Origin of the sequence: Erwinia sp. S43 (assembly GCF_016624745.1) — a bacterium.
GTDB lineage: Bacteria > Pseudomonadota > Gammaproteobacteria > Enterobacterales > Enterobacteriaceae > Erwinia > Erwinia coffeiphila.
On record NZ_JACVTX010000030.1, the window covers coordinates 13,482 to 32,114 of the forward strand.

General features: G+C 54.5%; 14 protein-coding genes. 8 read left to right on the forward strand and 6 right to left on the reverse strand.

All coding sequences use genetic code 11. The features are described from left to right. Positions 1–55 precede the first annotated feature (55 nt). A complete protein-coding gene (locus tag IBT47_RS23355; protein WP_200563365.1) occupies positions 56–1,204 on the forward strand; it encodes a glycerate kinase in 1,149 nt (382 codons plus the stop codon). Between the two features lie 42 nt (positions 1,205–1,246). Here IBT47_RS23355 and barA read toward each other — a convergent pair whose 3' ends face one another. Continuing rightward, entirely contained in the window at positions 1,247–3,976 is a 2,730-nt protein-coding gene (barA, locus tag IBT47_RS23360) for a two-component sensor histidine kinase BarA (RefSeq protein WP_200563367.1), read from the reverse strand. A gap of 131 nt (positions 3,977–4,107) precedes the next feature. Here barA and rlmD point away from each other — a divergent pair, with 131 nt between their 5' ends. From rlmD to eno, 5 genes are all read left to right on the forward strand, one after another. After that, positions 4,108–5,424 carry a 23S rRNA (uracil(1939)-C(5))-methyltransferase RlmD gene (gene rlmD / locus IBT47_RS23365; RefSeq protein WP_200563369.1) on the forward strand — a complete coding sequence of 439 codons (1,317 nt, stop codon included), beginning with the start codon at positions 4,108–4,110 and terminating at the stop codon, positions 5,422–5,424. Between the two features lie 30 nt (positions 5,425–5,454). Continuing rightward, positions 5,455–7,689, forward strand: a complete 2,235-nt coding sequence (gene relA / locus IBT47_RS23370; protein ID WP_200563371.1) for a GTP diphosphokinase — start codon at positions 5,455–5,457, stop codon at positions 7,687–7,689. 993 nt (positions 7,690–8,682) lie between these two features. Continuing rightward, entirely contained in the window at positions 8,683–9,465 is a 783-nt protein-coding gene (gene mazG / locus IBT47_RS23375) for a nucleoside triphosphate pyrophosphohydrolase (RefSeq protein ID WP_200563373.1), read from the forward strand. Positions 9,466–9,665: 200 nt separating this feature from the next. Continuing rightward, positions 9,666–11,303 carry a glutamine hydrolyzing CTP synthase gene (gene pyrG, locus IBT47_RS23380; protein ID WP_105593930.1) on the forward strand — a complete coding sequence of 546 codons (1,638 nt, stop codon included), beginning with the start codon at positions 9,666–9,668 and terminating at the stop codon, positions 11,301–11,303. A gap of 80 nt (positions 11,304–11,383) precedes the next feature. Further along, positions 11,384–12,679 (forward strand): phosphopyruvate hydratase, encoded by a 1,296-nt coding sequence (gene eno, locus IBT47_RS23385; protein ID WP_105593931.1) that lies wholly within the window; start codon positions 11,384–11,386, stop codon positions 12,677–12,679. 121 nt (positions 12,680–12,800) lie between these two features. Here the strand turns inward: eno and IBT47_RS23390 are convergent, their stop codons facing one another. Next, on the reverse strand, positions 12,801–13,673 hold the full coding sequence (locus tag IBT47_RS23390) for an MBL fold metallo-hydrolase (RefSeq protein WP_200563375.1): 873 nt from the start codon (positions 13,671–13,673) through the stop codon (positions 12,801–12,803). Positions 13,674–13,772: 99 nt separating this feature from the next. Here IBT47_RS23390 and IBT47_RS23395 point away from each other — a divergent pair, with 99 nt between their 5' ends. Both IBT47_RS23395 and queE read left to right on the forward strand, forming a co-directional pair. Further along, entirely contained in the window at positions 13,773–14,687 is a 915-nt protein-coding gene (locus IBT47_RS23395) for a LysR family transcriptional regulator (RefSeq protein WP_200563412.1), read from the forward strand. 106 nt (positions 14,688–14,793) lie between these two features. Continuing rightward, on the forward strand, positions 14,794–15,465 hold the full coding sequence (queE, locus tag IBT47_RS23400) for a 7-carboxy-7-deazaguanine synthase QueE (RefSeq protein ID WP_200547037.1): 672 nt from the start codon (positions 14,794–14,796) through the stop codon (positions 15,463–15,465). Positions 15,466–15,508: 43 nt separating this feature from the next. Here the strand turns inward: queE and IBT47_RS23405 are convergent, their stop codons facing one another. The 4 genes from IBT47_RS23405 to IBT47_RS23420 form a co-directional block, all read right to left on the reverse strand. Continuing rightward, positions 15,509–16,114 carry an inorganic diphosphatase gene (locus tag IBT47_RS23405; protein ID WP_200563377.1) on the reverse strand — a complete coding sequence of 202 codons (606 nt, stop codon included), beginning with the start codon at positions 16,112–16,114 and terminating at the stop codon, positions 15,509–15,511. Between the two features lie 154 nt (positions 16,115–16,268). Continuing rightward, on the reverse strand, positions 16,269–17,042 hold the full coding sequence (locus tag IBT47_RS23410; RefSeq protein WP_105593935.1) for an amino acid ABC transporter substrate-binding protein: 774 nt from the start codon (positions 17,040–17,042) through the stop codon (positions 16,269–16,271). A 41-nt stretch (positions 17,043–17,083) separates the two neighbouring features. After that, positions 17,084–17,851: an amino acid ABC transporter ATP-binding protein gene (locus IBT47_RS23415; protein WP_200563379.1), complete on the reverse strand. Its 768-nt coding sequence runs from the start codon at positions 17,849–17,851 to the stop codon at positions 17,084–17,086. Then, a complete protein-coding gene (locus tag IBT47_RS23420; protein WP_200563381.1) occupies positions 17,829–18,527 on the reverse strand; it encodes an amino acid ABC transporter permease in 699 nt (232 codons plus the stop codon). The genes IBT47_RS23415 and IBT47_RS23420 overlap by 23 nt, the downstream gene beginning before the upstream one ends. Positions 18,528–18,633 lie beyond the last annotated feature (106 nt).

Here is an 18,633-nt window from a genome sequence, read left to right on the forward strand (position 1 = left end):
CTCATCGGGCGGCCCTGCCGGGTCGCCCTGCTTTCATCCGCTGATGGGATAGCCTGTGAAAATTGTTATCGCCCCAGATTCTTACAAAGAAAGCCTCTCTGCATTGGATGTTGCCTCGCAGATTGAAAAAGGTTTTCGCGAAATATTTCCCCATGCTCACTATGTCAAACTGCCGGTTGCCGATGGCGGTGAAGGGACGGTGGAAGCGATGGTTGCCGCAACGGGAGGGAAAATCATCCCGCTCCGCGTTACCGGTCCGCTGGGCAATCCCGTTGATGCTTTCTACGGCCTTTCCGGTGACGGGTGCTGCGCAATTATTGAAATGGCGGCGGCAAGTGGGCTGGAACAGGTTCCACCCGCCAGTCGTGATGTCCTGCATGCTACCAGCTGGGGAACCGGTGAGCTGATCCGCCATGCTCTGGACAGCGGTATTGAGCATGTGATTATCGGTATTGGCGGCAGCGCGACCAACGACGGTGGTGCCGGCATGGTACAGGCGCTTGGCGTAAAATTGCTGAATCATCAGGGCGAGGAAATTGGCCCCGGCGGTGCGGCACTGGCCCAGCTGGCTAATATTGATGTCAGCGGGTTAGACCCGCGTATTGCCCGCTGCCGTATAGAAGTTGCCTGTGATGTGACTAACCCGTTGACGGGTGAGCAGGGGGCTTCGGCGGTATTTGGTCCGCAAAAGGGCGCAACTCCGCAGCAGGTCCGCCAGTTGGATGCAGCGCTGGCGCATTTCGCCGCGATAATCCAGCGCGATCTGGCGGTGGATGTACTTAACGTTCCCGGCGGCGGTGCTGCGGGCGGCATGGGGGCGGGGCTGTATGCTTTTTGCCAGGCCACGCTGCGCCCGGGCATTGAAATTGTTACCGATGCCCTCGGGCTGGATGAGCTGGTGCGGGATGCCACGCTGGTGATCACCGGTGAAGGGCGCATTGATAGTCAAACTATTCATGGCAAGGTGCCGGTCGGCGTGGCGCGCATTGCCAAACGTTACAATAAGCCGGTGATTGCTATTGCCGGCAGTCTGACGAGTGATGTTGGCGTCGTACACCAGCACGGCCTTGATGCCGTATTCAGTGTGATCTATAGAATTTGCAGCCTTGAAGAAGCGTTACAGGAAGCGGCAGAAAACGTGCGTTTGACCGCACGCAATGTCGCGGCAACGCTGCTGGCCGGACGGATAATTACCGACAACTGATCGGTGTGTCTTCTGAGCCCGCTGCGCTTAGCGGGCTCAGATTCAGGATGTTTTCAACTGTTCTCTGGCCAGCTGCGCCACGTTATCCATCTCATCCAGTAGCTCAAGCAATTCAGGCTCAATGGCGGCGATATCCTCATGTTTCATTAAACTCTGCTCCAGTTCCTGGCAAAGCTTTTTCATATGCGGCACGCCGCTGTAGCTGGCGCTGCCGTGCAGTTTATGAATGATGTCACGCAAACCTGTTGGATTATTGGTTTCCATAAACTGTTCCACCAGCGTACGGACCTCCGGCAGGAAATCGACCAGCATTTGCAGCAGATCGCGTGCCAGATCGGGCTTATTCGCAGCCTGGCGTAACGCCAGAGCCCAGTCCAGTGATATAGGGCCACTCTGCGGCAGAAGCAGGGTTTCTTTCCTGGCAGGCAGATAACGCGCCAGCAGATGACTCAGTTTTTGCTCATCAATCGGTTTGGCCAGGTAGTCATTCATGCCGGCTTTAGCCAGCTTTTCGCGTTCCCCTTCCAGTGCGTGTGCCGTAACGGCGACAATCGGCGTGTTCTGATGCTGGGGGAGTTCGCGTATGACTTCACTCGCACGGATACCGTCGATATCCGGCATCTGAATATCCATCAGAATAATGTCCAGATTCTGCTGCCTTGCCTGTTGAATAGCCGATTCTCCACTGTCGCACAGGACAATATGTTCAACCAGCTCCTCCAGCAGTGCGCCGATTAGCTTCAGATTAGCCGGATTATCATCTACGGCCATGACGCGGATCGACAGGCGTGAGCTGCAGGACTGAGGGGGAATATCGCGCGTGTGGTGATCCACCAGGATCGGCAACAGGCGGGCCATGGAAAGGGGCTTAATCAGACAGGCGGTTACGCCACGTGCTTTCAGCTGTTCAGCATAGATTTGCATCTGGAAAGGCAGCGCAAGGATCAGGCTATTGGCGCGCTGTAGCATCGGCGACAGCTGTTCTCCGGTAATTTCCTGGGTGTTATGTACATCAATCGGCAACCCGAGCAGCAGTACATCGTAATGCGTTTCTTGCAAACCGGCGAGCGACGGACTGTAACTGACTTTCATCGGCGTGGCGCTCAGCATATCCAGCATCGCCTGAGCCGCGGCGGTATTGGATTCAACATAGGCCAGATGCTGGCCGGTAAGGCAGTCGAGCATGTGGGGATCGCTGGCGGCATTCGGGTTCAGCGCCAGATTAACGTGGAACCAGAAGGTGGAGCCATGATTCAGGCGGCTGTGGAAGGAAATTTCCCCACCCATTTCATTCACCAGCTTTTGCGTAATGACCAGCCCCAGACCTGTGCCCCCGTGGCGGCGGGAAATGCTGGCATCCGCCTGGCGGAAGGCCTGGAACAGCTGCGACTGCTGCTTTTCAGAAATACCGATGCCGGTATCATGGATTTGCACTTCCAGTTCCATGCGATTGTTGCTTAGTGCGCGCTTCTCCACGCGGATATCGATATTGCCGCGCTCGGTAAATTTAATCGCATTACCGAGCAGGTTCACAATAATCTGCTGCATACGCAATGGGTCACCGATGGCGTTATCCGGCACGTCGCTTTGAATATTCAGCGTCAGCTCCAGCCCTTTCTCATGCGCCGACTGCGCCAGCAGCACCACCACTTCATCCAGCGTGGCGCGCAGCGGGAACGGGATGGTTTCCAGAACCAGTTTGCCGGCCTCCAGCTTAGAGAAGTCCAGCACATCATTGATGATGCTCAGCAAGTTATTGGCCGACCGCTCGATGGTATTCAGATAGTCGCGTTGGGTTGAGTTGAGCGTGGTTTTCAGCGTCTGGCGGGTAAAACCGATCACCCCGTTAAGCGGTGTTCGCAGTTCGTGAGACATATTGGCAAGGAATTCAGATTTAATTCGCGCCGCTTCCTGCGCACGTTTTTTGGCCAGATCCAGCTCAACGTTTTGAATTTCCATCTGCTCAAGCGTTTCACGCAGGTCGGAGGTGGCCTGATCGATATTCTGCTGCATCTCTTCATGATAGGCCGTCAGCGACATGGCCATTGAGTTAATGCCGTTTTTCAGTACATCCAGCTCGCCGAGCATGTAGCCTTCCATTCGGCTGTCGAGCTGGCCGCGGCGAATGCGGTCTACGGTACTGACCATATTGCGAATGGGCCCCGTCACATCCCGCATCAGGCGATAGGCAAACAGCATGGCAATGCACAGGCAGAGCAGCACCAGCAGAGTGGAGATAAACACCTCTTTATACTGCTGTAGCCTGACGGATTGCAGATCGAGTTCAATCGCAACGTAGCCCAGCGGATTACCGGTTGGTTTGGCATCCCAGCCTGGTGATTCGTCCGGGTAGTAACTTTCCGACAGGATCGGCGTTCGCAGGATCACCGAATTACCGTGACGCTCCTTCAGATAGCGGGCAGTGAGAGGCGTATTGTCTGGCATACGCAGCAGATCGGGATTTTGCAGATAGTTCGAGGTCACAAACAGCCTGTTGTGATCGTCAAAGACGGAAATTGCCCGAACGATATCTGAGTGACGCCGATGAAGCAGGCTGACCAGCTGGCGGACCGACTCGCGGCTGCGGAAGGTCATGCCATATTCACTGGATACCGCCAGTGGTTCAATAATGTTGATCCCGGCGTCGGTGAGCTGGCTCTGTAATTCGTTATAGCGGTTGACCACAAAAAAAGTTGAGAGCAGCAGTCCGATCATCAGCGTTGGCGCCAGGATCAGAATCATCATTCGCGCCCGCAGGCTGTATTTGGTCATAGTATTCCCTGTGAGAAACGGCTTGCTCCACTTTCCTGCGACATTTTATCCTGTACAGGTCGAATTCCATCACTCGCCAGGGTAGGCTACGCCGATTTTTTTCGGCACTACGTTTGAGAAGCAATGAAATAATGGCGCAATTCTACTCTGCAAAACGGCGCGTGACGACCCGCCAAAAAATAACAGTTGTCGTTAACGATCTTGATGCATTTGGTCAGGGTGTGGCACGCCATAATGGCAAAGCGCTTTTTGTGCAGGGAGCACTGCCTGGTGAACAGGTTGAAGTTGAAATCAGTGAAGATAAGCGCCAGTACTCCCGGGGTTCGGTCAAGCGAATTCTGGCGGCTAGTCCACAGCGTGTTCAGCCCCGCTGTCCGCATTATAGTCGCTGCGGCGGCTGCCAGCAGCAGCATGTGCCGGTTGAGCTACAGCAGCAAAGTAAAGCCAGCGCGCTGGCACATATGCTTTCAAAGGAGAGCGGTTCACCTGTCGCGGTGGATGATATTATTTCCGGCCAGTCATGGGGCTATCGGCGGCGCGCGCGTCTGAGCCTGAATTATCAGTTAAAAACACAGACTCTGCAGATGGGCTTTCGCGAGCAGGCCTCCAGTGATTTGGTCAGTATCACCCAGTGCCCCATTTTGAAGCCCGAACTTAATGCGTTAATTCAGCCGCTCCATCTATTGTTAAGCGGGCTACAGGCCGTCAGGCGACTTGGCCACGTTGAACTGGTGCTGGCAGATAACGGTCCGCTGCTGGTTTTGCGACATCTTGATGCCCTGAGCGCGGCCGATCGTCAAAAACTGGAACAGTTTTCGCATAAACATCAACTGTCGCTGTTTCTTGCGCCGGATAGTGACACTCTGGAGCAGCTTAACGGTGAAATGCCGGTTATCCATTCCGGTCCGTTAGGTTTGACCTTCAGCCCGCGAGATTTTATCCAGGTTAACGATGAGGTTAATCAGCAGATGGTGGCCCGTGCGCTGGCGTGGCTGGACCTGCAACCGCACGATCGGGTGCTGGATCTGTTCTGCGGAATGGGCAATTTTACCCTGCCTATGGGAAATTTGGCTGAAAATGTCGTGGGTGTGGAGGGTGTTGCAGCATTAGTGGCAAAGGCTGCGTATAATGCAGCATTAAATAATCTGAACAATGTCGCGTTTTACCAACATAACCTTGAAGAAGACGTGACAAGTCAGCCCTGGGCTGGCGAAGGATTCAATAAGGTGTTACTGGACCCGGCGCGCGCCGGAGCCGCCGGGGTGATGGAGCATATTGTTAAACTTGCGCCGGAACTCGTGGTCTATGTTTCCTGTAACCCGACAACACTGGCCAGGGACAGTCAGGTACTGCTGAAGTCCGGCTACCAATTGGAGCGGGTGACAATGCTCGATATGTTCCCACATACCGGGCATCTGGAATCCATGGTGCTGTTTAGCCGAAAATAAGCCCCGAACGGGGCTATGCCAGGAGAGGATATGGTTGCGGTAAGAAGTGCACATCTGAATACGGCTGGCGAGTTTGCCCTCGACCAATGGATCACCAGTCTGGGGATCGCCAACCCGCAGTCATGTGAACGCCTGGCCGAAACGTGGCGCTATTGTGAAACCGCAACCCAAGGGCATCCTGATGCCGCGCTTCTGCTGTGGCGCGGTGTTGAAATGGTGGAAATCCTCTCCATGCTCAGCATGGACAACGAGACGCTGCGGGCGGCACTGCTGTTCCCGCTGGCCGATGCTAATGTGGTGCCGGAAGCCGTGCTGGAAGAACATTTCGGCAAGCCCATCGTATCGCTGGTCCACGGCGTGCGCGATATGGATGCGATTCGCCAGCTGAAAGCCACCCATAATGACTCCATGGCCTCCGAGCAGGTCGATAACGTTCGCCGCATGCTGCTGGCGATGGTGGAAGATTTCCGCTGCGTGGTAATTAAGCTGGCCGAACGTATTGCGCACCTGCGCGAGGTCAAGGATGCGCCGGAAGATGAGCGCGTACTGGCGGCGAAAGAGTGTACCAATATCTATGCTCCGCTGGCTAACCGGCTGGGGATTGGCCAGTTGAAGTGGGAACTGGAAGATTTCTGTTTCCGCTACCTGCATCCTGATGAATACAAACGTATTGCTAAACTGCTGCATGAACGCCGTATCGATCGCGAAGATTATATTGATACGTTCGTACAGTCGCTGCGTGACGAAATCGTCAAAGAGGGTGTTAAGGCCGAGGTGTATGGTCGCCCGAAACACATCTACAGCATCTGGCGTAAGATGCAGAAAAAATCGCTGGCCTTCGATGAGCTGTTCGACGTACGTGCGGTGCGCATCGTAGCCGAACGCCTGCAGGACTGCTACGGCGCGCTAGGGATTGTGCATACCTTGTATCGCCATCTTCCCAGCGAATTTGATGACTATGTCGCTAACCCAAAACCGAACGGCTACCAGTCGATCCATACCGTGGTGCTGGGGCCGAAAGGCAAAACCGTTGAAATTCAAATCCGTACCCGTCAGATGCATGAAGATGCCGAGCTGGGCGTAGCGGCACACTGGAAGTATAAAGAGGGCGGAACGGGCGGCAGCGTGCGGGGTGCGTCCGGCCATGAAGAGCGTATTGCCTGGCTGCGTAAGCTGATTACCTGGCAGGAAGAGATGGCCGATTCCGGCGAAATGCTCGACGAAGTACGCAGCCAGGTGTTCGACGATCGGGTCTATGTATTTACCCCAAAAGGCGATGTGGTGGATCTGCCCGCCGGTTCCACGCCGCTGGACTTCGCTTACCATATTCACAGCGATATCGGCCACCGCTGCATCGGTGCCAAAATCGGTGGCCGCATTGTGCCGTTCACCTATCAGCTGCAGATGGGCGATCAGATCGATATTATCACCCAGAAGCAGCCGAATCCGAGCCGCGACTGGTTGAACCCCAATCTGGGCTACGTGACGACCAGCCGCGGGCGTTCGAAGATCCATGCCTGGTTCCGCAAGCAGGATCGTGACAAGAATATTATTGCCGGTCGGCAGATCCTGGATAACGAACTGGATCACCTGGATATCAATCTCAAGGATGCAGAGAAACTGCTGCTGCCGCGCTACAACTTTAACACGCTCGATGAACTGCTGGCGGCTATTGGCGGTGGCGATGTGCGCCTCAATCAGATGAGCAACTATCTGCAGTCGAAGCTGAATAAGCCGAGTGCGGAAGAAGAAGATCGCGAAGCGCTGCGCCAGCTGACGCAGAAAACCTCGAACAGCGTGCCGCGCAGTAAAGAGAGCGGCAGGGTGGTTGTCGAGGGGGTTGGCAATCTGATGCACCATATTGCCCGCTGCTGCCAGCCGATCCCGGGCGATGACATTACCGGATTTATTACTCAGGGCCGCGGTATTTCCATTCACCGCGCCGACTGCGATCAGTTGGCCGATCTGATGTCGCATGCGCCGGAGCGTATTGTGGATGCGGTGTGGGGGGAAACCTATTCCAGCGGTTATTCGCTGGTGGTGCGGGTGACGGCCAACGATCGCAGCGGTTTGCTGCGTGATATCACCACGATTCTGGCCAACGAGAAGGTTAACGTGCTGGGCGTGTCCAGCCACAGCGATACTCGTAAGCAGCTGGCAACGATTGATATGGATATTGAGATTTACAATCAGCAGGTGCTGAGCCGGGTGCTGGCGCGGTTGAATCAGGTGCCGGATATTATTGATGCGAAGCGTTTGCACTGATAGTTGGTGATGGCTGCTGGTTGCGTCGTGGCTGGGTGTTTCGTCGCTGCATGATCTGCGGTTGGCCTATCGGTGCAGGCGGGCTTCGCGGACTCGCCGTGGATATGTCCTTGTAGGTTCAACGGGCGGGATTGTTGCGGCGCGATCGGCGGTTGGCCTATCGGTGCAGGCGGGCTTCGCGGACTCGCCGTGAATATGTCCCTATAGGCTCGACGGGCGCGTCCATGCGCCCGACGGTCCGCGAAGCCCGCCTGCACCGATTGCTTAACGACTTTTGTGTTGCTGTGAGTTAAACCGAATTCTCTCTGTTGGTCTTGTGTCTCCTGGAAAGTATGTTGTTGCAGTGAACCTATTGCTGGTTGGCTGGTTGAGTGTTGTCGCTATATCGATGTCCCGTATGATGCTGGAGCTGGAGCTGGAATTGCTCTGCGATTGCGACCAGAACCAAAGCTGGAAGAAGAAACCTGTGTTCCTGAGAGCAGTATGAGTTCTTTACAGCGAGCGCGATCGGAAGATTATCGCGACACGTTCATCCGTATGGTGAACGTACAGGCCGAATAAGTTAGATCTTCGCAAAAGTAATGAAATCAATATTATCCCACTCTTTTTGCCAGAATCCCGTAATTGCCAATTAGCACCACTTTGTTGATTTTTCCTGCGTTGTTACTTGCAAGCTGAATTTTGCGGGGCTGATAAGATTGGCCCCGGGTTATGACATCAATATCGCTCAGCTTTTTGCTACAATCCCAAAATTGTTCACCAATTTCGTTTTTATATCGCCGCAACACGATGATATGAAGGTGAACGTTATGGGGCAGAAAAGCCGAGTGTCTGCGGCAGGGAGGCCGCAGCCAAGCCCACACGGACGTGTTAACGGCGGCTCGGCGTTCTGCCCCATAACGGTCGCCCGAGCACGAGACCGGAAGCATCTCGAAAGCTCAATAACGGTTATCCTCATTCCATTGATTATTCCTACAACAAGGACTCACCACTATGAACGCTCTCGATCGCCTGCTGGGCATCATGAAAACCCTGCGCGATCCGGAACACGGCTGCCCGTGGGATCGCCAGCAAACCTATGCCACCATCGCCCCCTATACCCTGGAAGAAACCTATGAAGTTATCGACGCTATTGACCGCGCCGACTTCGACGACCTGCGCGGTGAACTTGGCGACCTGCTGTTCCAGGTGGTGTTTTACGCCCAGATGGCGCAGGAAGAAGGGCGTTTCAACTTCGACGATATCTGCAACGCCATCAGCGACAAGCTGGAACGCCGCCATCCACATATCTTTGCCGGTGCGACAGTGGCCGACAGCGGCGAAGTGCTGGTGAACTGGGAAAAAATCAAAAGCGATGAGCGCGCGGAAAAAGCACAGCACTCGGTGCTGGACGATATCCCACATGCGCTGCCCGCGCTGATGCGTGCGCATAAAATCCAGAAACGCTGCAACAGCGTTGGCTTTGACTGGGATACGCTGGGACCGGTGCTGGGTAAAGTGTACGAAGAGATCGATGAAGTGATGCACGAGGCTCAACAGGCGGTTGTCGACCAGGACAAGCTGGAAGAGGAGATCGGCGACCTGCTGTTTGCCACGGTGAATCTATCGCGCCATCTGGGAAAAAAGGCGGAAACCGCGCTGCAAAAGGCCAATATCAAGTTTGAGCGTCGATTCCGTCAGGTTGAGCAAATTATCGCCGAACAGGGCCTGGAAATGCAGCAGGCGACGCTGGAACAGATGGAAGCCGCGTGGCAACAGGTCAAATTCAAGGAATAATTGGCTGACACGATTCAACAAAAATGTGACGCACATCAACATCCTGAATTAAGAAATCAGGTAGTCTCAGAGTGGTAAAAGCGGTGGAATAGTCACAACATGGAAACGATTAATTGTCGGCAACAGGGGTTTCGGGTATACTATTTTCCCGTCCTGGTTATTCATTCCATCGTCTTTAAACCTACATTCTCAGGTTCAGCATGACAACGAACTATATTTTTGTGACCGGCGGGGTCGTTTCCTCTCTGGGTAAAGGCATTGCCGCAGCCTCCCTGGCCGCCATCCTCGAAGCGCGTGGTCTTAACGTGACCATCATGAAGCTGGACCCGTACATCAACGTGGACCCAGGTACCATGAGCCCAACTCAGCACGGCGAAGTGTTCGTCACTGATGACGGCGCGGAAACCGATCTGGATCTCGGTCACTACGAGCGCTTCATCCGTACCAAGATGAGCCGTCGTAACAACTTCACGACTGGCCGTATTTACTCTGAAGTCCTGCGCAAAGAGCGTCGCGGCGACTATCTGGGTGCGACCATTCAGGTTATCCCGCATATCACCAATGCCATTAAAGAACGCATCATTGAAGGTGGCGAAGGCCACGATGTCGTGCTGGTGGAAATTGGCGGTACTGTGGGCGACATCGAATCCCTGCCGTTCCTCGAAGCGATCCGCCAGATGGCGGTAGACGTCGGCCGTGAACACACCATGTATATGCACCTGACTCTGGTGCCGTATATGGCGGCAGCGGGTGAGGTGAAAACCAAACCTACTCAGCATTCAGTGAAAGAACTGCTGTCTATCGGTATTCAGCCTGATGTGCTGATCTGCCGTTCAGATCGCGCCGTACCGGCTAACGAACGTGCGAAAATCGCCCTGTTCTGTAATGTTCCGGAAAAAGCGGTTATCTCACTGAAAGATGTTGATTCAATCTACAAAATCCCAGGCATGCTGAAGTCTCAGGGCCTGGATGATTACATCTGTAAACGCTTCAACCTGAACGCACCGGAAGCCAACCTGGCCGAGTGGGAGCAGGTGATTTACGAAGAAGCCAATCCGGGTGGCGAAGTGAACATCGGTATGGTCGGCAAATATGTCGAACTGCCTGACGCTTACAAATCCGTAATCGAAGCGCTGAAGCACGGCGGCCTGAAAAACCGAGTCACCGTCAACATCAAACTGATCGATTCGCAAGATGTTGAAACACGCGGTGTGGAAGTGCTGAAAGGTCTGGATGCTATTCTTATCCCTGGTGGCTTCGGCTATCGCGGTGTGGAAGGCAAACTGATGACCGCGCAGTACGCTCGCGAAAACAACATCCCTTACCTGGGTATCTGCCTGGGTATGCAGGTTGCGCTGATGGAGTTCGCTCGTAACGTAGCCCATATGGAAGGCGCTAACTCTACCGAGTTCGTACCTGACTGTAAGTATCCGGTTGTTGCGCTGATCACCGAATGGCGTGATGAAGAAGGCAACGTTGAGCAGCGTACCGAGCAGAGCGATCTGGGCGGCACCATGCGCCTGGGCAGCCAGCAGTGTCAGCTGACCGACGACAGCCTGGTGCGCAAGCTGTACGGCAGCGACACCATCGTTGAGCGTCACCGTCATCGTTATGAAGTCAACAATATGCTATTGAAGCAGATTGAAGCAGCGGGATTACGTGTTGCAGGCCGCTCCGGGGATGACCAGCTGGTTGAGATTATTGAAATCCCTAACCACCCATGGTTTGTTGCGTGTCAGTTCCATCCGGAATTCACCTCAACACCTCGTGACGGACACCCGCTGTTCAGTGGCTTTGTAAAAGCCGCCAGCGAGTACCAAAAGCGTTTGGCAAAATAAGTATTTTCATAACCACCTGATGCCGCAGGGTTTCAGGTGGTGTGTCTAAGTTTAAGCTAACTTGTACTGAGGAAAAACTAATGTCCAAAATCGTTAAAGTCATCGGTCGCGAAATCATCGACTCCCGTGGAAACCCGACCGTTGAAGCCGAAGTGCATCTGGAAGGCGGTTTCGTTGGTCTGGCAGCAGCTCCATCAGGCGCTTCTACCGGTTCCCGTGAAGCCCTGGAACTGCGTGACGGTGACAAATCTCGTTTCCTGGGTAAAGGCGTAACTAAAGCTGTTGCAGCCGTTAACGGTCCTATCGCTGAAGCGGTAACCGGTAAAGATGCAAAAGACCAGGCAAACATCGACAAGATTATGATCGATCTGGACGGTACCGAGAACAAATCCAAGTTTGGTGCTAACGCCATCCTGGCTGTTTCTCTGGCTGCTGCTAAAGCCGCAGCTGCCTCTAAAGGTCAGCCACTGTACGAGCACATTGCTGAACTGAACGGCACCCCGGGCAAATTCTCTATGCCACTGCCAATGATGAACATCATCAATGGTGGTGAGCACGCCGACAACAACGTCGACATCCAGGAATTCATGATTCAGCCTGTTGGCGCGAAAACTATCAAAGAAGCGATCCGTATCGGTTCTGAAGTTTTCCACAACCTGGCTAAAGTACTGAAAGCGAAAGGCCTGAACACCGCTGTGGGTGATGAAGGTGGCTACGCGCCTAACCTGGGTTCTAACGCAGAAGCACTGGCTGTTATCGCTGAAGCGGTTAAAGCAGCAGGTTACGAGCTGGGTAAAGATGTTACCCTGGCGATGGACTGTGCAGCGTCTGAGTTCTACAAAGACGGTAAATACGTACTGGCTGGCGAAGGCAACAAAGCCTTCACTTCTGAAGAGTTCACTCACTTCCTGGAAGATCTGACCAAACAGTACCCAATCGTTTCTATCGAAGACGGTCTGGACGAATCTGACTGGGCTGGTTTCGCATACCAGACCAAAGTGCTGGGCGACAAAATCCAGCTGGTTGGTGACGATCTGTTCGTAACCAACACCAAGATCCTGAAAGAAGGCATCGAGAAAGGCATCGCTAACTCCATCCTGATCAAATTCAACCAGATCGGTTCTCTGACCGAAACTCTGGCTGCGATCAAAATGGCGAAAGATGCTGGCTACACTGCGGTTATCTCTCACCGTTCAGGCGAAACCGAAGATGCAACCATCGCTGACCTGGCGGTAGGTACTGCAGCGGGCCAGATCAAAACCGGTTCTATGAGCCGTTCTGACCGTGTTGCTAAGTACAACCAGCTGCTGCGTATTGAAGAAGCGCTGGGCAACCGTGCACCATTCAACGGTCTGAAAGAAGTTAAAGGTCAGTAATGACTGACGGTTCGCAGCGGCCTGCGCGGCTGCGGACAGATTGAAAAAAGCCCCGTCATGACGGGGCTTTTTTACGTCCGGCTGGCGCGATGGCCAGGCGATAATTTGTGCACTTAACCGACTACTGCGGCCACTTCATTTCGCCTTTCAGCACCTTCGCACTCAGTTCCAGTGAAGACTCATCTTTCAGCTGCGGATAGTGCTGCTTCATCGCTTTGATAAATGCCTGCGAGTCTTTGGTTTTTGCCAGCTCCGCTTCAGCCGTTTGCAGATAGCGCAGGGTGAAATTCACTGAGGTTAGATTCTGTTCAGCCCCAGGCAGGAAGTGCCCCGGTATCACGTGGGTCGGCTTCAGCGCCTTGATATCTTCCAGCTTCTGCTGCCACGCCGAGCGTTCTGCTTTGCTCTGCGCATCCGCCAGCCAGACGTGAATATTATTGCCGGACACCACTACGCCACCCAGCACGGTTTTTAGCGCCGGAACCCACAGATAGCTGTCGTGCGGCTGCGGCCCCTTGAGGCCTTTAATCTCTACCGTCTCGCCATCAACCTTAAAGCTGTCGCCCTGAATCACCTCGGGCACAATCAGCGACTGCGGCGCGTTGTCGGCCATCTTCGGACCCCAGAAGGCCAGCTTGCCGTCTTTAGTCTGCTTGATCAGCTCAACGGTCGGTGCGGTGGCGACGATTTTCGCGTCGGGGAAGGCGCGGTGCAGGGTGTCCAGACCGAAATAATAGTCCGGGTCCGACTGGCTGATAAAGATGGTGGTCAGGCGCTTACCGCTGGCTTTGATGCGCTTCACCAGCTCTTCGGCATCGTTGCGCTGGAACTGAGCATCGATCAATACGGCTTCGGTCGGGCCGGTGATGATCTCCGATGAAACGGCAAAAATGCTGTTTTCTCCCGGATTGTAGATGTCAAGATTGAGCGATTGGGCAGCATACAGTGACGGGCTGGCGGCAAAAGCCAGCAGCAGGGCGAAACGAGTTTTCATTTGGAATGACCTTAACCGGAAAATAACCAGTGTAGGTTGCATATCCCGCGGAATAAACCGACTATCAGGCAACAGATTGTTGCATAAAACGGGCATATGATGGACAGACTCACGGCGGCAAATGTATTTATCACCATTGTTCAGCGCGGCAGCCTGACGGCAGCGGCGGATGTACTCGGCATGTCGCGGGCGATGATCACCCGTTATCTGAGCGAAATGGAAACGTGGTCCGGCGCGCGACTGTTGCACCGCAGCACCCGTCGGCTGAGCCTGACTCCGGTCGGCGAGCACGCGCTGGTGCGATGTCGGCAGCTGCTACAGCTGGCAGGTGAAATAGAACAGAGCAACCAGCCTGAAGGGGAAGCGCTCGCCGGGCTGCTGCGGATTTCCTGTTCGCTATCGCTGGGCAACAGCGTGCTGGCCGCGGCGATAACCGCCTTTCAGCAGCGTTATCCGCGCATTCGCATCGATCTTCACTCCAGCAACCAGCTGGTGAATCTGGTGGAGGAGCGTATCGATCTGGCGCTGCGTATTACCGGCCAGCTGGAGCCTAACCTGATTGCCCGCCCGCTTAGCGCCTGCGAGTCGGTGATTTGCGCCACCCCAGCTTATCTGGCCCGGGAGGGCACACCGCAGCACCCTGAGCAGCTGGTGCACCACAACTGCCTGACCTATTCTCACTTTGGCAAAAGCCTGTGGAACTTCAGTCGGGGGGAGGAGCACGACACGGTCGCGGTCAGCGGCAGTATCAGCGCCAATGACTCGCTGATACTGCTGAGCGCCACGCTGGCCGGGGCGGGCATTTCTATGCAGCCGCTGCACAGCGTGGGGGCACTGCTGGAGAGCGGCAGGCTGGTTGCGCTGCTGCCGGAGTTTCAGCTCGACAGCCTGGGGATTTTTGCCATCTATACTTCGCGCCAGCATCAGTCCCGCCAGCTGCGCGCACTGCTCGATTTCCTGGTGGAATGGTTTGCCGGAGAAGAGGCCGCCAGGCGTTTGCAGGGGCTGCTATAAGTACCCGCAGAATTTTCTTACCAATTGCAGCGCAGGCTTTGGTTGGTCCCGGGGCGACAATCTGCCATAATCTGCGCCCGTAATTTAACCATCAGCCGAGAAGTCGATGCAGTACCCGATAAATGAAATGTTCCAGACGTTGCAGGGCGAAGGTATTTATACCGGCGTACCGGCAATTTTTATCCGCTTACAGGGCTGCCCGGTGGGCTGCAGCTGGTGTGATACCAAACACACCTGGGATAAGCTGGCCGATCGGGAAACCTCGCTGGGGGATATTCTGCTGAAGACGGTGGAAACCGATGCCTGGGGCGCGGCGGATGCCGAGGCGCTGATTGGCGTGATCCGCGGCAACGGCTGGACGGCAAACCATATTGTGATCACCGGCGGCGAGCCGTGCATTCACGATTTGACTCCGCTGACCGCAAGCCTGCAACAGCAGGGCTTCAGCTGCCAGATTGAAACCAGCGGCACGCATACGGTGCGCTGTACGCCGCAGACCTGGGTGACGGTATCGCCGAAGGTCAATATGCGCGGAGGCTACGACGTGCTGAATCAGGCGCTGGTGCGTGCGGATGAGGTGAAGCATCCGGTGGCGCGTCAGCGTGATGTTGATGCCCTCGATGCGCTGCTGGCCACACTGGATGACGATAAAGCGCGGATTATTGCTCTACAGCCGATTAGCCAGAAAGCGGATGCCACCCAGCTGTGCATTGATACCTGTATTGCCCGCAACTGGCGGCTGTCGATGCAGACGCATAAATACCTGAACATCGCCTGACGAAAGGGGGGACGGCCGAAACGGTCAGCGTCCCCCTTATCGCTTACTTACCTGATTTCGCTTTCCAGGCGTCGTACGCCGACTTAATTTCCGTCTTCGCCGCCGCGGTATCACCGAAACCGTTCAGCTCAACTTTTTTACGTCCGTCCGGCAGCTGTTTGTAGACGCGGAAAAACGCTTCCAGTCGTTCCTGCTCGATCTTAGGCAGGTCGCTCATCGATTTAATGTCATCGTAGGTTGGATCGATCTTGCTGGCCGGAACCGCCACGATCTTGTCGTCGGATTCGCCGCCGTCGATCATCTTCAGTACGCCGATCGGGCGCAGTTTGATCAGCGTACCCGGTGCCATCGGTGCGCGGGTGTAGAAGATCACATCCAGCGGATCGCCGTCACCGCCCAGCGACTGGGTCAGTGAGCCGTAGTTGGCCGGATAGGCTACCGGCATAGACTGGAAGCGGTCGGCAACGATAAAGCCGGTTTTGGCGTCGGTTTCATACTTGATGATGCCGCCCGCCGGGATCTCGGTCAGTGCGTAGAACTCTTCCGGGTTGTTATCCGGCTGAGGGAAGTCGAGGATGTTAATGGTGCTGGCCTGGGCGCAGGCGGAAAAAACCAGAGCGATAACGGAAAGTTTGCTGAAAAGCTTCATTGAGATTCTCTCGATCTTTGTTGGAGAGCGACAGACTAGAGAGCGGGCGTGACAGGAGTATGACAAAATGTTTCAAAACACGCCCGCGAACGGGCGTGGGGGAGGGATAGCAATCGCGGACGCAAAACGGGCTTACGAGAAGCCCGCTGCGGATTTATTTGGACACGTCGGTGCCGAAGTATTTCACTGAAATACGCTGCCAGGTGCCGTCGCTCTTGATATCGGCCAGCGCTTTATCAATCGCTTCTTTCAGCTGCGGATTGCCTTTTTCAATCAGAATACCGACCTGTTCGGCATCGGAACGGCTGGCGACGATTTTCACCGGCGCATCCGGTTTATGCTTTTTGAAGTCGAGGAACGACAGGTTGTCGTTAATGGTGGCATCAGCACGGCCCTGGGCCACCAGATCAACCGACTGGTTAAAACCGTCGGTAGCGACGATTTCCGCACCGTAGCCGCGCGCCAGCTGGGCATAGTTACTGGTCAGGGTGTGCGCAGATTTTTTACCTTTCAGGTCCTCGAACGTTTTGATTGTCTTATTATCATCGCGCACAATCAGCGCCGCTTTCGAAGAAAGGTACGGGGTAGAGAAATCATATTTCGCCTGGCGCTCTGGGGTGATCGATACCTGATTGATCACCGCCTCATAGCGTTTGGCGTCCAGACCCGCGATCAGGCCATCCCATTTCCCCTCAACGAATTCAGCTTTCACCTTCAGGCGTTTCGCCACTTCGCGGCCAATATCAACGTCAAAACCGGTTAATGCGCCGGAAGCATCGTGGAAGGTAAACGGAGGATAGGTCCCTTCGGTACCGATTTTAAAGACGCCAGCCGACTGGATTTTTGCCAGATCGGTTTCCGCCAGCGCTGCGCCAGAAAAACCGATTTGTACCATGCCTGCCAGCAGCAGCGTTGCGATAGTTTTCATAGTCATAACTCCTGAATGGGTTGGGTGATGCCGTCTTAACTTCAAATTTCCCATGAATCGGGCAGGGTTTCGGTAAGGGTCGAGATAAAGGCTTTGGTCCGGGCTTTTTGCGCCCGGGTAAAAATGTCCTGTGAGGTGCCGGTTTCAACAATTTCACCGGCTTCCAGGAATACCACCTGCTGGGCAATATTGGCCGCCAGCCGCAGGTCATGAGTGGCCATCAGCATGGTCATCCCTTCTTTGGCCAGCTGTCGTAATACCGCCACCACTTCAAGCGAGAGTTCCGGGTCCAGCGCGGAAGTCGGCTCGTCGCACAGCAGCACCTTTGGTGAGGGGGCCAGCGCGCGGGCAATGGCCACGCGCTGCTGCTGACCACCGGAAAGATTGGCTGGCCAGGCATCGCGCTTGTGCAGCAGCCCCACTTTGGCCAGCAGTTCTTCGGCCCGCTCGCGCGCCTGTTTGAGCGGCTGTTTATGCACGGTAACCAACCCTTCGGTAATGTTTTCAATCACCCGCAGATGGGGGAACAGCTGGAAGCTTTGAAATACCATGCCGGTCTGCTGGCAGATGCGATAAACATCTTTTCTGCTGGCCCGCCCGCTGCCGTTAAACACAAGTTTTTCTTTTCCGAGGGTTAATTCCCCGGCCTGTGGAACCTCCAGCAGATTAACGCAGCGCAGCAGGGTGCTTTTCCCGCTGCCCGACGGACCAATTAACGTCGTCACGCTGCCTTCTTTAATCGTCAGGTTAATATTTTTTAATACGGGGTTGTCGTCGAATCTTTTTTCAATTCCGGACAGCGTTATCATTCTCTTTCTCCTTCACTGCGCCTGTATTTTCCAGCTTTTTCTCCAGACGGGTCTGTAGAGAAGAGAGCACTGAACTGATAATTAAATAAACGATCGCTGCTTCGGTATATAATATTAATGGCTGATAGGTTACTGCCGCAATTCGCTGCGCGGCAAGGAACAACTCAGGCACAGTAATGACCGAGGCCAGCGACGTATCCTTGACCAGTGAAATAAAGGTATTCGACAGCGGCGGCACGGCAATGCGTGCAGCTTGAGGAATAATCACCCGGCGCAGTGCCTGTGCCCAATTCATACCGATAGAGTGCGCCGCCTCCCACTGGCCTTTCGGCACGGAAAGCAGGGTGGCGCGAATGACCTCTGACGTATAGGCACCGATATTCAGCGTAAAGCCGATTATCGCTGCGGGAAACGCGTCCAGCGTAATACCGGCGCTGGGCAGAGCATAGAAAATCAGGAACAGCTGCACCAGCAGAGGCGTACCGCGAATAAGCCAGACGTAAAAGCGAACAATTTTTTTTAACGGCTCTGGTCCATATAAACGGACCAGTGCAGCAATAAAGCCAAGGGATAAGCCAAGAATAAATGAAATTAAGGTTAATGGGATGGTAAATGTCAGTCCGGCATAAAGCATGGGCCAGAATGAATCGATTGCTAAATTAAGCCATGCGGGCACGTGACACCTTCTCTTAATAAGTTATTATTATTGATCTGAACTTATGGCGAGAGACTATCACGAACTAAAAAAACGACCATATATCGTGATTTGCTATTATATATTC

What these genes read in the sequence shown, in the direction of transcription:
- IBT47_RS23390 (WP_200563375.1), bottom strand. Translation starts at nt 13,673, where the DNA reads ATGAAAACTCGTTTCGCCCTGCTGCTGGCTTTTGCCGCCAGCCCGTCA.
- IBT47_RS23410 (WP_105593935.1), bottom strand. Translation starts at nt 17,042, where the DNA reads ATGAAAACTATCGCAACGCTGCTGCTGGCAGGCATGGTACAAATCGGT.
- IBT47_RS23405 (WP_200563377.1), bottom strand. Translation starts at nt 16,114, where the DNA reads ATGAAGCTTTTCAGCAAACTTTCCGTTATCGCTCTGGTTTTTTCCGCC.
- IBT47_RS23395 (WP_200563412.1), top strand. Translation starts at nt 13,773, where the DNA reads ATGGACAGACTCACGGCGGCAAATGTATTTATCACCATTGTTCAGCGC.
- relA (WP_200563371.1), top strand. Translation starts at nt 5,455, where the DNA reads ATGGTTGCGGTAAGAAGTGCACATCTGAATACGGCTGGCGAGTTTGCC.
- pyrG (WP_105593930.1), top strand. Translation starts at nt 9,666, where the DNA reads ATGACAACGAACTATATTTTTGTGACCGGCGGGGTCGTTTCCTCTCTG.
- barA (WP_200563367.1), bottom strand. Translation starts at nt 3,976, where the DNA reads ATGACCAAATACAGCCTGCGGGCGCGAATGATGATTCTGATCCTGGCG.
- rlmD (WP_200563369.1), top strand. Translation starts at nt 4,108, where the DNA reads ATGGCGCAATTCTACTCTGCAAAACGGCGCGTGACGACCCGCCAAAAA.
- queE (WP_200547037.1), top strand. Translation starts at nt 14,794, where the DNA reads ATGCAGTACCCGATAAATGAAATGTTCCAGACGTTGCAGGGCGAAGGT.
- eno (WP_105593931.1), top strand. Translation starts at nt 11,384, where the DNA reads ATGTCCAAAATCGTTAAAGTCATCGGTCGCGAAATCATCGACTCCCGT.
- IBT47_RS23415 (WP_200563379.1), bottom strand. Translation starts at nt 17,851, where the DNA reads ATGATAACGCTGTCCGGAATTGAAAAAAGATTCGACGACAACCCCGTA.
- mazG (WP_200563373.1), top strand. Translation starts at nt 8,683, where the DNA reads ATGAACGCTCTCGATCGCCTGCTGGGCATCATGAAAACCCTGCGCGAT.